The organism is Pseudomonas sp. LBUM1657, assembly GCF_059716075.1.
Map to the genome: position 1 here is coordinate 6,264,736 of NZ_CP166799.1, position 12,508 is coordinate 6,277,243.

General features: G+C 60.2%; 12 protein-coding genes. 4 read left to right on the forward strand and 8 right to left on the reverse strand.

The genetic code is table 11. The features are described 5' to 3' along the window. Nucleotides 1-10 precede the first annotated feature (10 nt). The gene (hemB, locus tag ACA055_RS28970; RefSeq protein ID WP_008076082.1) at nucleotides 11-1,024 is read right to left on the reverse strand and encodes a porphobilinogen synthase; all 1,014 of its coding nucleotides are present in this window, start codon (nucleotides 1,022-1,024) and stop codon (nucleotides 11-13) included. A gap of 208 nt (nucleotides 1,025-1,232) precedes the next feature. Here hemB and ACA055_RS28975 point away from each other — a divergent pair, with 208 nt between their 5' ends. Beyond that, a complete protein-coding gene (locus tag ACA055_RS28975; protein ID WP_497681643.1) occupies nucleotides 1,233-1,856 on the forward strand; it encodes a DedA family protein in 624 nt (207 codons plus the stop codon). Here ACA055_RS28975 and ACA055_RS28980 read toward each other — a convergent pair. After that, entirely contained in the window at nucleotides 1,837-3,072 is a 1,236-nt protein-coding gene (locus ACA055_RS28980) for a sterol desaturase family protein (protein ID WP_497681644.1), read from the reverse strand. The two genes, ACA055_RS28975 and ACA055_RS28980, sit on opposite strands and share 20 nt — an antisense overlap. 115 nt (nucleotides 3,073-3,187) lie before the next feature. Here ACA055_RS28980 and elbB point away from each other — a divergent pair, with 115 nt between their 5' ends. Continuing rightward, a complete protein-coding gene (gene elbB, locus ACA055_RS28985) occupies nucleotides 3,188-3,856 on the forward strand; it encodes an isoprenoid biosynthesis glyoxalase ElbB (RefSeq protein ID WP_497681645.1) in 669 nt (222 codons plus the stop codon). 117 nt (nucleotides 3,857-3,973) lie between these two features. Here elbB and ACA055_RS28990 read toward each other — a convergent pair whose 3' ends face one another. The 5 genes from ACA055_RS28990 to ACA055_RS29010 all read right to left on the reverse strand — a co-directional run bounded on the left by ACA055_RS28990 (nucleotide 3,974) and on the right by ACA055_RS29010 (nucleotide 9,970). Then, the gene (locus ACA055_RS28990; RefSeq protein WP_192227491.1) at nucleotides 3,974-4,429 is read right to left on the reverse strand and encodes a YaiI/YqxD family protein; all 456 of its coding nucleotides are present in this window, start codon (nucleotides 4,427-4,429) and stop codon (nucleotides 3,974-3,976) included. Between the two features lie 111 nt (nucleotides 4,430-4,540). Further along, entirely contained in the window at nucleotides 4,541-6,439 is a 1,899-nt protein-coding gene (locus ACA055_RS28995; RefSeq protein WP_497681646.1) for an FTR1 family protein, read from the reverse strand. 168 nt (nucleotides 6,440-6,607) lie between these two features. Further along, nucleotides 6,608-7,240, reverse strand: a complete 633-nt coding sequence (rhtB, locus tag ACA055_RS29000) for a homoserine/homoserine lactone efflux protein (protein ID WP_497681647.1) — start codon at nucleotides 7,238-7,240, stop codon at nucleotides 6,608-6,610. A gap of 238 nt (nucleotides 7,241-7,478) precedes the next feature. Next, nucleotides 7,479-8,060, reverse strand: coding sequence for a mechanosensitive ion channel domain-containing protein (locus ACA055_RS29005; protein WP_497681648.1), 582 nt, complete (start codon nucleotides 8,058-8,060; stop codon nucleotides 7,479-7,481). Then, the gene (locus ACA055_RS29010) at nucleotides 8,060-9,970 is read right to left on the reverse strand and encodes an ATP-binding cassette domain-containing protein (RefSeq protein WP_497681649.1); all 1,911 of its coding nucleotides are present in this window, start codon (nucleotides 9,968-9,970) and stop codon (nucleotides 8,060-8,062) included. The genes ACA055_RS29005 and ACA055_RS29010 overlap by 1 nt, the downstream gene beginning before the upstream one ends. 50 nt (nucleotides 9,971-10,020) lie before the next feature. Here ACA055_RS29010 and ACA055_RS29015 point away from each other — a divergent pair, with 50 nt between their 5' ends. Beyond that, the gene (locus ACA055_RS29015; protein WP_497681650.1) at nucleotides 10,021-10,485 is read left to right on the forward strand and encodes a TIGR02444 family protein; all 465 of its coding nucleotides are present in this window, start codon (nucleotides 10,021-10,023) and stop codon (nucleotides 10,483-10,485) included. Here ACA055_RS29015 and ACA055_RS29020 read toward each other — a convergent pair. Then, nucleotides 10,482-11,579 carry an AlgP family protein gene (locus ACA055_RS29020; RefSeq protein WP_497681651.1) on the reverse strand — a complete coding sequence of 366 codons (1,098 nt, stop codon included), beginning with the start codon at nucleotides 11,577-11,579 and terminating at the stop codon, nucleotides 10,482-10,484. The genes ACA055_RS29015 and ACA055_RS29020 overlap by 4 nt on opposite strands. Before the next feature lie 192 nt (nucleotides 11,580-11,771). Here ACA055_RS29020 and ACA055_RS29025 point away from each other — a divergent pair, with 192 nt between their 5' ends. After that, the gene (locus tag ACA055_RS29025) at nucleotides 11,772-12,437 is read left to right on the forward strand and encodes an FKBP-type peptidyl-prolyl cis-trans isomerase (protein WP_497681652.1); all 666 of its coding nucleotides are present in this window, start codon (nucleotides 11,772-11,774) and stop codon (nucleotides 12,435-12,437) included. Nucleotides 12,438-12,508 lie beyond the last annotated feature (71 nt).

Here is a 12,508-nt window from a genome sequence, read left to right on the forward strand (position 1 = left end):
CCTGGGAGGGCTATTTTTGCTCTCGTAACAGTTGAGCAGCACGAACGGCAAAGTAAGTCAGGATGCCATCAGCGCCTGCACGTTTAAAAGCGGTCAGGGATTCGAGGATAACCCCTTCGCTCAACCAGCCATTCTGGATCGCCGCCATGTGCATGGCGTATTCGCCGCTGACCTGATAAACAAAGGTCGGCACTTTAAATTCTTCTTTGACCCGGTAAAGGATATCCAGGTACGGCATGCCTGGCTTGACCATGACCATGTCCGCGCCTTCTGACAAGTCCGCCGCCACTTCGTGCAGGGCTTCGTTGCTGTTGGCCGGGTCCATCTGATAGGAGGCCTTGTTGGCCTTGCCCAGGTTCAACGCCGAACCGACCGCGTCGCGGAACGGGCCGTAATAGGCGCTGGCATACTTGGCCGAGTAGGCCATGATCCGCACGTTGACGTGATCGGCCAGCTCCAGCGCTTCACGGATCGCCTGGATGCGACCGTCCATCATGTCCGACGGAGCCACTACCTGCGCGCCCGCTTCGGCGTGGGACAGGGCCTGCTTGACCAGTGCGTCGACGGTGATGTCGTTCTGCACGTAGCCTTCTTCGTCGAGAATGCCGTCCTGACCGTGGGTGGTGAACGGGTCCAGGGCAACGTCGGTGATGACTCCCAACTCCGGGAATCGATCGCGCAAGGCGCGGGTGGCACGCTGGGCGATACCGTCAGGGTTCCAGGCTTCGGCGGCATCCAGCGATTTGAGTTCCGGTGGCGTCACCGGGAACAGCGCCAGTGCTGGAATCCCCAACTCGACCCACTTGGCTGCTTCTTCGAGCAACAGATCGATGGTCAGGCGCTCCACGCCCGGCATCGAGGCCACCGCTTCGCGACGGTTTTCACCGTCCAGCACAAACACCGGCAGGATCAGGTCGTCGACGGTCAGAACGTTTTCACGGACCAGTCGACGCGAGAAATCATCGCGACGATTGCGACGCAGGCGGGTTGCAGGAAACAAACGGTTGGCGGGGGTAAAGCTCACGGCAGACTCCTGAGCCCGCGCTGGCAGGCGAGCGTGACAGTTATAAGCGGCCATTATGACGAACACATGACAGTTGTGCTTAGCCCTGTAATGCGTAGCCGCATTCCATTGTCCTTGTAGGAAATGTTCACGTCGAGACACATTTGGACACTTTCATGAATGTGCACGAAGGGTTAGGCTGCGCGTTCATTTCGCCAGCACCCAGACAATGCTCCAACAATTTCTTCAGGAATTCGGCTACTTCGCCCTCTTTCTCGGCACGTTCTTCGAAGGCGAAACCATTCTGGTGCTCGCGGGCTTCCTCGCGTTCCGCGGATACATGGACATCAACCTGGTGGTGGTCGTGGCGTTCTTCGGCAGCTATGCCGGCGATCAGCTGTGGTACTTCATGGGGCGCAAGCATGGCCGCAAGTTGCTGGCGCGCAAGCCACGCTGGCAGTTGATGGGTGACCGGGCGCTGGAGCATATCCGCAAGCATCCGGACATCTGGGTGCTGAGCTTCCGTTTTGTCTACGGCCTGCGCACGGTGATGCCGGTGGCGATCGGCCTTTCAGGCTATCCACCGGGACGCTATCTGATCCTCAACGGCATTGGCGCGGCGATCTGGGCGACCGCGCTGGCCGCTGCGGCTTACCACTTCGGAGCGGTGCTCGAAGGCATGCTCGGCAGCATCAAGAAGTACGAATTGTGGGTGCTCGGTGCCCTGCTACTGCTGGGGTTGTGCCTGTGGCTGCGCCGACGCTTCAAGAATGCCCGTCTGGCGAAGAAGATCTACGCCGACGAGCAGGCTGAACTGGCCAAGACCGCCGAGACTAAGACGCCAGCCGAGTGAACCGGTTTCTGCAGCAGTAGAGACCGATACCGCTTAGCAGACTGTAACTGAGCAAGCCGACCCAGCCCACCGCGCTGGCCGGCCACAGCCCGACAAGCGGCGCCAGCCACACCAGCGGCAGGTTCGACGCCAACCGCAGCAGCTCCAGCCTGAACGCCCACGGGCGATTCTCCAGGGCCACGCCCAGCACAAACAAACCCAGCGCCACCGCACTCCAACCGAGCACCAGGGCGGCGGTCGGCAGACTCTGTTCCAGGTTCATCAAGTAGCTGCCCAACGCGACGTAAACGCAGAACTGCAACAGCACATACCACTGCTGACGCCCTTCCAGCGGCACCTCGAATTTGCGGAACTGGCTCAGGTCCGGCTTGTTCATCGGGTACTTCGCCGCCACATCCGCCGGCCGCCAACCAGTGCGCATAAACCAGATCCTCAGCTTGTCCCACGTGCTTTCGGTACGCCGCGCGTCATCCCACAGCTGCGCATAAAACTGCACGTTCGCCCACAGCGGATTCCAGCTCGCCAGCGGTGTGGTCACGCCGAAAATCACCGGTTCGTTTTCGTCCTCTTCCTGGAACGAGCCAAATAGACGGTCCCAAATAATGAACACCCCGCCGTAGTTGCGATCCATGTAGAGAGCGTTCTGTGCATGGTGAGCCCGATGATTGGACGGCGTGACGAAGAACCACTCGAACCAGCCAAGCTTGGGAATGTGCCGGGTGTGTACCCAAAATTGATACAGCAGGTTCAGCGCAGCGACGCTGATGAACACCAGCAGCGGCACGCCGAGCACAGCCATGGGCAGGTAAAAAATCCAGCTGAGCAGGAAGCCGGTGCTGGTCTGTCGCAACGCGGTGGAGAGGTTGTAGTCCTCGCTCTGGTGATGCACCGAGTGAGCGGCCCAGAGAATGTTGCGCTCATGGCCCAGGCGGTGCAGCCAGTAGTAGCAGAAGTCGTAGAGAACGAAGGCGAATACCCAGACCCAAAGGCTGTCGCCAGAGAGCTCGAAAAGCGCCAGGTGTTTGAGAGCAAACGCATAGGTCACCAGGCCGACGCCCTTTGTCAACAAGCCGGTGGTGGTCGACAGCACGCCGGTGCTGATGCTGTTGATCGCGTCGGCCACGCGATAATTGCTCACTCCGCGCCAACGGTCGGCCAGCAGCTCGACGGCAATCAGCACAAAGAAAAACGGCACCGCATACAGAATGAAGTCCATGACGCGCCCTGATCGGAATCTTGAGGACAGATCCTATGTGTAGCCGTGATTTAACCCTATGGCAACGAGTGACAAATTAGTGGACATTTAACGCCATGAATCTGGAGAAAAGCCCATGAGCAAAAAAATTGCAGTGATCCTTTCCGGCTGCGGCGTTTATGACGGCGCAGAGATCCACGAAAGCGTGATTACCTTGCTGCGTCTGGACCAACGTGGCGCCCAGGTGCAGTGTTTCGCACCCAACATCGCGCAATTGCACGTGATCAATCACCTGACCGGCGAAGAAATGCCCGAGTCGCGTAACGTGCTGGTGGAATCGGCGCGAATCGCCCGGGGCGACATCAAGGACATCCGCGAAGCCGACGTCGAAGACTTCGATGCACTGATCGTTCCGGGCGGTTTCGGGGCGGCCAAGAACCTTTCCAACTTCGCGATCGAAGGCGCCGGCTGCACCGTGCAGCCCGAAGTCCTGGCCCTGGCTGAAGCCTTTGCCGAAGCAGGTAAACCGGTCGGCTTGATCTGCATCTCGCCGGCGCTGGCCGCGAAGATCTACGGGCCGGGCGTGACCTGCACCATCGGCAATGACGCCGATACCGCCGCCGCCATGAACAAGATGGGCGCCACTCACGAAGACTGCGCAGTGACCGAGATCGTCGAAGACAAGGCGCGCAAACTGGTGAGTACCCCGGCTTACATGCTGGCGCAGTCGATCAGCGAAGCGGCTTCCGGGATCAATAAACTGGTCGACCGCGTGCTCGAACTGACCCACGAGAATGACGCCTGACACGGTTTGAATGTGGGAGCGGGCTTGCTCGCGAAGGCGGAGTGTCAGTCGACATCAATATTGAATGTCAGGGCCCCTTCGCGAGCAAGCCCGCTCCCACATAGATCTCGGCATGACTCAGGATTTGCGGGTCAACCGCGTCAGGATCCGATCCAGCGCATTGGCAAACGCCTGCTTCTCGCGCTCGCCAAACGGTGCCGGCCCGCCGCTCATTTGCCCTTGCTCACGCAAATCAGTGAACAGGTTACGCACCGCCAAGCGATCCCCCATGTTCTGCGCATCGAATTCCTTGCCCCGCGGGTCCAGCGCCGCAACGCCTTTCTTCACCAGGCGGTCGGCCAGCGGCACATCGCTGCAGATCACCAACTCACCGGGCACCGCGTGTTCCACCAGGTAATCGTCAGCCGCATCCGGGCCACTGGGCACCACGATCAGCTTCACCAGGGCCAGCCCCGGCTTGATTTGCGGCTGCCCGGCCACCAGCACCACTTCGAACTGGCGCTTGAGGGCGAACTTGACCACCAGATCCTTGGCCGCCCGTGGGCAAGCGTCGGCATCGATCCACACACGCATCGCGTTTTCCCCTGTTTAAAAAGCATCGCGGGCAAACCCACTCCCACAGGTTAACGCTAAAAACCTGTGGGAGCGGGTTTGCCCGCGATTGTGAGCGCAGCGAATGCTGTTTTAAGAAACCTGCACCCGCCGCTTCTCAGCCATCCGACTGCGACCGTACAGCACGATGATCGCCAAAATCGCCACGGCTTGAGCACTCAGCGAATACGCATCCGCATGAATCCCCAGCCAGTCGAAGTCAAAGAACGACACCGGCCGGGTGCCGAAGATCCCGGCTTCCTGCAATGCCTTCACGCCATGCCCGGCAAACACCACCGACAACGCGCACAACAAACCGGCGTTGATGCTGAAGAACAACGACAGCGGCAGCTTCGCCGAACCGCGCAAGATTACCCAGGCCAGACCGACCAGCAACACCAGCGCCGTCGCACCGCCGGCGAGTACCGCGTTATGGCCTGCCGGACCAGCCTGCAGCCACAGGGTTTCGTAGAACAGGATCACCTCGAACAACTCGCGATACACCGAGAAGAACGCCAGGGTCGCAAAACCGAAACGTCCGCCGCCGCCCACCAGGCTGCTCTTGATGTAATCCTGCCAGGCCGCCGCATGACGACGATCATGCATCCACACACCGAGCCACAGCACCATGACGCTGGCAAACAGCGCCGTCGCCCCTTCCAGCAATTCCCGTTGCGAACCGCTGACATCGATCACATAGGCCGCCAGCGCCCAGGTTGCCAGACCGGCCAGCAGCGCCAAGCCCCAACCGACGTTGACACTGCGCACCGCCGATTGCTGACCGGTGTTGCGCAGGAATGCGAGGATCGCCGCCAGCACCAGGATCGCTTCCAAGCCTTCGCGCAACAGAATCAGCAGGCCGGAGATGTAGCTCAGGGTCCAGCTCAAGCCATCGCTGCCCAACAGGCCGGCAGATTCCTTCAACTTGGCTTTTGCTGCCTCCAGACGCTCCTGGGCCTGGGCCACCGGCAAACCGTCCTGCAACGACTGACGGTAAGCCATCAGGGACTTTTCAGTGTCTTTGCGCACGTTGGCATCGACGTTGTCGAGAGAACTTTCGACCAGTTCGAAGCCTTCCAGATAGGCCGCTACCGACAGGTCGTAGGCCTGGTCGTGATCGCCGGCACAGTAGGCCGCGATACTTTTGTCCAACGTCGCAGCGGTGTAATCGAGCAACTGCGCCGGACCGCGCTTGACCTGCGGCGGTTGCGCCCGCTGCACACGGAAAGTCGCTGCGGCTTGCGGGCCATCGGCCGCCTGCACTTCTGCGGGCGTCTGTCGGGCCAGGTCGGCGATGTTGTAGGTCTTTTCAGTATTCGCAGTCGCCGGGGCGGCGCTGAAGCTGGCGATATAGGTGGCCAGGTCCCAGCGCTGACGATCGTCCAGCTGATCGGCGAACGCCGGCATGTCGGTGCCTTCGACACCGAGGCCCAAGGTGCTGTAGATCGCATAGAGGCTCAGGTGATCGAGACGCGCCGTATCTCGCAGATTGGCCGGCGGCGGCGTCAGACCGACACCCGCCGGGCCATCCCCGGCACCCGAATCGCCATGACAGACTGAACAATGCTGGGCGTACAGCGGCGCTCCACGAGTCGGGTCCGGGGTGATGATCGGAGCCTGGCTGACTTCATAGGCCACCGCCAGCTTCGCGCCGAGCTGGCGGGCCTGACGCGCAACGTCCGCGCCATCCTGCCGTGCTGTGATCGCGTTGCGCAGCGTGCTGACACCCTGCTCCAACCCGGCTTTTTCCGGTTTAGCCGGCATCGCCGCGATCAAGCCTTGCAATACCTTGATGAATTCCAGCTGCTCGCGGTATTCGGATTCATCGATAACCTTGCCCGCTTGCACCGTGTCCGGGTAATCCGCGCCAATGTAGTCGAGCAAATGCAGCGCTTGTGGCGCGCTTTCCACGGTGTCGGCCAGCAGATTGAAACTGCACAGGGCAAAGAGCGGGAATACCAGCCAGGCCAGTAAACGGGACGGGGCAGTCATGGATGAATCTCAATTGGAAATACGAAGTTACATATTCTTCACTCCCAATGACATTCACTCAAGCTTTCTTCGCGATGAAACGCCCCGCTGATGAGGTGCAGGTGATCCTTTATCGATTTCAGAAATGAAAAAGGCGACCAAATGGTCGCCTTTTTATGCCTGACGGTTTTACACCGCTGCTTTGCGCAGCGTTGCCATGAACGCCGCCGCACCAATGAACAGGCCGGCAAACGTGCGGTTCATGCGTTTCTGCTGCTTGGGTGTACGCAACAGGCGCAGCACCTTGGACGCCAATCCGGTGTAACCGGCCATGACAATCAGATCGACGCAGACCATGGTCACGCCAATGATCAAATACTGAAGCAACAGCGGCGCATGCGGATCAATGAACTGCGGCAACACCGCCAGCATGAACACCAGGGCTTTGGGGTTGCTGATGTTTACCAGGAAACCACGGAACACCAGGGCCATCGGCTTGCCAATCTGGCGCACGGCCGCGTCGTCGCTCATGCCACTGGGCAGCGCTCGCCATTGCTTGATCGCGAGGTAAACCAGATACGCGACGCCGAACCATTTAATCGCATAGAAGGCCGTGGCCGAAGCAGTGAGAATGGCGCCAACACCGGCACCGACAATCGCAATCTGCACCGCCAGCCCTAGTTGCAGGCCCAAGGCATTCCAGTAACCGCGCCAGAAACCATATTGCAAACCGCTGGACATCGACGCAATGGCGCCGGCACCGGGTGAAAGGCTGATCACCCAGCAGGCGGCGAAAAACGCCAGCCATGTTTGAAGCTCCATCGCACACCTCGACTCAGACTCCTGACAGATGTCTAAGCTAATGCGGCTTTGGGCTGATGACCATCAAATTTTTTGTTCGCCGACCAGCGATTACGGCAGTGAGCCCTTCGCGAGCAAGCCCGCTACCAATCTGAAATTCTGGCGCTCACATGGTTTGTGTTCGCAGAACATCCAGTGTGGGAGCGGGCTTGCTTGCGAAAACGGTATATCGGGCAACCTCAATACTGGAGGTCAACGCCTACTTTTGAAAACCGTTTGAAGGGAACACATCGCTGCCGCGCCAGCGTCGAACCGAGCGCTGGAAAAACAGGCTGTTGGGCACCTGCACCATGGCGCTGCCGGTACCGAGCTCTTCGGCTTCGATCAGCGTGGTGTAAAGCAGATTGATCGCCACCACCCGGCCTTTGACGCCGGGCTTGTCGGTGGTATCCACCAATTCGACCACATCGCCGATCCGAAACGGGCCGACGGTGAAAATCAGGATCGCGCAGAGCAAATTGGAGAGCACGCTCCACATGGCGAAGAACGCCACCGCGGCCACCGCGACAAAACCCGACAGCGCGGTCCAGAGCACTGTGGCCGAAACCCCGAGGCGTTCCAGCACGAAGATCAGCGCGCTACCCATGATCAGCCAGCGCAGACCACCGCGCAGCGGCATCAGCAATTGCGGCGGAAACGGATAGCGCTCACCCAGGCGGGTCAGGCACTTGGCAACCAAGCGCTGGGCGATGTAACCGGCCAACAAAATCAGCAGGATTTGCACGAAGAGCCAGAGCGGCCCGATCCACATCGCCGACAGCGGTAGCTTGAAGGCTTCCATCAGGACAGCGCCTCCAGCTCCGCCTGCATGCTTTCGAGCAATTCCAGGGCTTCCATCCAGGCCTCTTCCAGCTCGGCTTCACGTACCTTCAGCTTGGCTTGTTCGGCCAGCAGATCACGCAATTCGTTCTTGCGTGCCGGTTCGTAAATGTCGCTGTCGCCAAGGCTGGTATCGATCTTCGCCAGCTTCTCGTGCAGCTTGCCCAGCTCGGCTTCGAGCTTGTCAGCCTCGCGCTTGTGCGGTGCCAGTTGCTGACGCAACGCAGCGGCGGCCTGGCGCTGGGCTTTCTTGTCAGTCTTGTCCGGATTGACTGGCGTGTTGCTGACCGGGGCGTTGCGCTGACGGTAGTCCACCAGCCAACGGGTGTAGTCTTCCAGGTCGCCGTCGAATTCCTCGACCTTGCCGTCCGCCACCAGATAGAAATTGTCGGTGGTGCTTTTGAGCAAATGACGATCGTGGGAGACCACCAGCACCGCACCCGTGAACTCTTGCAGCGCCATGGTCAGCGCCAGGCGCATTTCCAGATCCAGGTGGTTGGTTGGTTCGTCGAGCAGCAACAGGTTCGGCCGGCCCCAGGCGATCAATGCCAGCGCCAGACGAGCCTTCTCACCACCGGAGAAATTCAGCACCGGCTCGTCGATACGCGCGCCACGGAAGTCGAAACCGCCGAGGAAGTCGCGCAGCGTCTGTTCGCGCTCGGTCGGCGCCAGGCGCTGCATGTGCAGCAACGGGCTGGCCTTGGAATCCAGTGAATCCAGCTGATGCTGGGCAAAATAACCAACGACGGTGTTCTCGCCACGGGTCAGTCGGCCGGACAACGGCTCGAGTTCACCGGCGAGGTTTTTGATCAGGGTCGATTTGCCGGCGCCGTTAGGGCCGAGCAAACCGATGCGCGCGCCAGGGGTCAGTTGCAGCTTGACCTTCTCCAGCACCGCACGCTCGCCGTAACCCAGGCGAGCGTCGGAGATATCAATCAACGGGCTGGAGATCTTGTGCGACTCGCGGAAAACGAAGTCGAACGGCGAATCAACGTGAGCGGCCGACAGCTCTTCCATCCGCTCCAGCGCCTTGATCCGGCTCTGGGCCTGACGGGCTTTGGTGGCTTGGGCCTTGAAGCGGGCGATGTAGCTTTCCATGTGCGCACGTTGCGCCTGCTGCTTCTCGTAGGCCTGCTGTTGCTGGGCCAGGCGTTCAGCACGGGCGCGCTCGAAAGCGCTGTAGCCGCCGCGATACAGGGTGATCTTGCGTTGATCGACGTGAGCCACGTGATCGACCACGGCATCAAGGAAGTCCCTGTCGTGGGAAATCAACATCAAGGTACCGGGATAGCTTTTGAGCCATTCTTCGAGCCAGATGATGGCGTCGAGGTCCAAGTGGTTGGTCGGTTCGTCGAGCAGCAGCAGGTCCGAGGGGCACATCAAAGCCTGCGCCAGGTTCAGACGCATCCGCCAGCCACCAGAGAAATCTCCGACCTGACGATCCATCTGATCATTGGTGAACCCAAGACCCGCCAGCAGCTTGCGCGCCCTGGCGTCGGCGGTATAACCGTCGGCGCTGTCGAGTTCTGCGTGCAGGCGGGCCTGAGCAGCACCGTCATGGGCCGCTTCGGCTGCGGCGAGGTCACGTTGCACCTCGCGCAGACGCAGGTCGCCATCGAGCACGTAGTCGACCGCGATGCGATCGAGGGTGTCGATCTCTTGGCGCATATGGGCGATGCGCCAGTCAGCCGGCAAGAAGCAATCACCCGAGTCCGGGTGCAGGTCACCCAGAAGCAAGGCGAACAGGCTCGATTTGCCGGCGCCGTTGGCACCGATGAGGCCGGCTTTGTGGCCGGCGTGCAGGGTCAGCTCGGCGTCTTCTAGCAGACGTTGCGGGCCACGCTGTAAAGTCAGGTTCTGAAGTCGAATCATAATGGCGGCGGAGTCTACCAGCTTCGCTCGCAACTGGCGCGAGTAGCACTATGTCCTCTGACCTGTGGAGCTTTTCCCTTGGCACTTACGCCCGCCCCGGTGTTGAACACGCGTGCCTGCAATTGCAGTCGACAGGGGTAAATGTATGCCTGGTGCTGTGTGGATTGTGGCTGGCGCAGCGGGGAGTCACCTGCAACGAGCAGCGCTTGCAGCAGCTTCGCAACGTAGCCGAACCCTGGGATGCAGATGTTGTACGTCCGCTACGAACACTTCGCACGCAATGGAAAGCCGTCGCATCTGAAGATGCCGAGCTCAATGCGTTGCGCGAAGCAGTTAAGAAACTGGAACTGGAAGCCGAGCGACATCTGTTGTTGCGGCTGGAGCGATTGGCGTTAAGTTGGCCGCAAGATGAGGCGACCGATTTATCGGCCTGGCTGGAAGGTGTGGCGGCAGGCGCCGCCCACCTGGACCGCGACGCGCTGCATCAGCTGCGCGTCGCGGCAACCGGCACTTAGGAAGCGCTGGTTGGGGTGGTTGCTACGCTCGAAGCAGCGGCTGGCGTTGGCGCTGACGTGGCTGTCGAGGTGGTTGCTGCCGGAGCAGAAGTCGCAGCTGGAGCCGGGGTGGCTGGCTTGGCGACTGGCGCGGTGGCCGGCTTGGCGGCAACCGGTTTTTTCACTGCGGGTTTGGCTGCTGGTTTTGCAGCGGGTTTGGCTGCAGCCGGTTTTGCGGCTGCTGGTTTTGCAGCCGGTTTAGCCGCTGGTTTCGGTGCCGCTTTTGCAGCTGGTTTTGCCGCGGGTTTTGCAGCTGGTTTTGCAGCGGCTTTAGCTGCAACAGGTTTGGCGGCTGGCTTGGCGGCCGGTTTCGCTGCGGCGGTTTTGGCTGCTGGTTTTGCAGCAGGTTTAGCGGCCGGTTTGGCAGCTGATTTTACTGCCGGTTTTGCAGCGGCAGTTTTCGCCACGGCTGGTTTGGCAGCCGCTGTTTTTGCAGCGCCTGGTTTGGCGGCGGCAGGCTTCGCAGCCGTCTTTTTAGCAGCCGGTTTTGCTGCGCTGGCTGCGACTGGTTTTTTCGCCGCAGGTTTTGCTGCTGGCTTGGCGGCGGCTTTCGCCGGTGCTTTCGCGGCAGGCTTGGCTGCAGCCCTGGCCGGTGCTTTTGCAGCAACCGGTTTGGCAGCGGCTTTCTTCACAGGAGCCGCGGCAGGCTTGGCCGAACGCAGGGACAACGCCTTGCTGACAGCCTCTTGTACACGACCGACGCCCTGGGCCAGTTTCAGGCTTTCTTGAGCATCGCGCTTGAGTTGCAGAATGTAGCTGCGCGTTTCGGATTGACGATCCTTGAGGGCATCCAGCAAGTCCTCAAGCTCTTTCACCGCACCCTTCGCCTTGGACTGCGCCTTGGCCTTGCCGGCTGCCGCAGCGTCCTGCAATTTGGTACGGGATTTGTGCAATTTTTCCTGCGCTTTTCCGCGCTGCTTTTCCAGTTTGGCGAGCAGTTTTTCAGCATCAGCCAAGGCTTGGGAACAAGCGGTTTCCAAATGCTCAAGCAGGCTGCCCGAGAGTTGTTGGAGTAAGTGCAACGGGGTATTTACAGGCTTCTTGGTGGCCGACATGGTTTACCTCCTGGCTGACGTGGGTGCGGCTCATACTAGACCTCTGCTGCTACCGCCGCTAGGGCATGTTGACAGTATCCAAAGCGCTGCGTTGCAACGGATTGAAAATGTTCTGCGCTGGCGCAAAACAAGTTCACTGTCGAGCGCATTTACACTGGCATAATCCTGCGCATCTCAGGTCGGAGAGTGCCCATGTCGCGCTACCTTTTTTTATCGCTATGCGTGTTTTTTTCCGTGGCCCAGGCCGCCGAAAAAACCAACGAAAATGACGCTCACGATCTTGCTTACAGCTTGGGTGCCAGCCTCGGCGAACGCTTGCGCCAGGAGGTTCCCGATCTGCAACTCAAGGCGCTGGTCGAAGGGTTGCAGCAAGCCTATCAGGGCAAACCGCTGGCGCTGAAAGACGAGCAGATCGAACGGATTCTCACGGAACACGAAGCCCGGGTTGCCGTGCAATCGGCGGCGCCGCAAAGCGAAATCGCCCTGGAAAAAGAGCAACGCTTTCTCACCGAGGAGAAAGCCAGGCCTGGCGTTCGTGAACTGGCAGATGGTGTATTGCTGACCGAGTTGACGCCAGGCAACGGCGCAAAGGCCGGACCGAATGGCAAGGTGCAAGTGCTGTACATCGGTCGCCTGCCCGACGGCACGGTGTTCGATCAGAACAGCCAGCCGCAGTGGTTCAGTCTCGACAGCGTGATCAGTGGCTGGCGCAGTGCGCTGCAAAATATGCCGGTCGGGGCGAAATGGCGATTGGTGATTCCATCGGCCCAGGCCTATGGTGCCGACGGTGCCGGCGACTTGATCGAGCCGTTCACGCCGCTGGTATTCGAAGTCGAATTGCGCGGCGCTACAAGCTGAACAACGGAAACGAAAACGGCGCGCATGGCGCACCGTTTTTTGCTTCCTGCTGGAAGGAGGTCCTGCAGGGA

What these genes read in the sequence shown, in the direction of transcription:
- ACA055_RS28975 (WP_497681643.1), top strand. Translation starts at nt 1,233, where the DNA reads ATGCTCCAACAATTTCTTCAGGAATTCGGCTACTTCGCCCTCTTTCTC.
- ACA055_RS28980 (WP_497681644.1), bottom strand. Translation starts at nt 3,072, where the DNA reads ATGGACTTCATTCTGTATGCGGTGCCGTTTTTCTTTGTGCTGATTGCC.
- elbB (WP_497681645.1), top strand. Translation starts at nt 3,188, where the DNA reads ATGAGCAAAAAAATTGCAGTGATCCTTTCCGGCTGCGGCGTTTATGAC.
- ACA055_RS28990 (WP_192227491.1), bottom strand. Translation starts at nt 4,429, where the DNA reads ATGCGTGTGTGGATCGATGCCGACGCTTGCCCACGGGCGGCCAAGGAT.
- ACA055_RS28995 (WP_497681646.1), bottom strand. Translation starts at nt 6,439, where the DNA reads ATGACTGCCCCGTCCCGTTTACTGGCCTGGCTGGTATTCCCGCTCTTT.
- rhtB (WP_497681647.1), bottom strand. Translation starts at nt 7,240, where the DNA reads ATGGAGCTTCAAACATGGCTGGCGTTTTTCGCCGCCTGCTGGGTGATC.
- ACA055_RS29005 (WP_497681648.1), bottom strand. Translation starts at nt 8,060, where the DNA reads ATGGAAGCCTTCAAGCTACCGCTGTCGGCGATGTGGATCGGGCCGCTC.
- ACA055_RS29010 (WP_497681649.1), bottom strand. Translation starts at nt 9,970, where the DNA reads ATGATTCGACTTCAGAACCTGACTTTACAGCGTGGCCCGCAACGTCTG.
- ACA055_RS29015 (WP_497681650.1), top strand. Translation starts at nt 10,021, where the DNA reads ATGTCCTCTGACCTGTGGAGCTTTTCCCTTGGCACTTACGCCCGCCCC.
- ACA055_RS29020 (WP_497681651.1), bottom strand. Translation starts at nt 11,579, where the DNA reads ATGTCGGCCACCAAGAAGCCTGTAAATACCCCGTTGCACTTACTCCAA.
- ACA055_RS29025 (WP_497681652.1), top strand. Translation starts at nt 11,772, where the DNA reads ATGTCGCGCTACCTTTTTTTATCGCTATGCGTGTTTTTTTCCGTGGCC.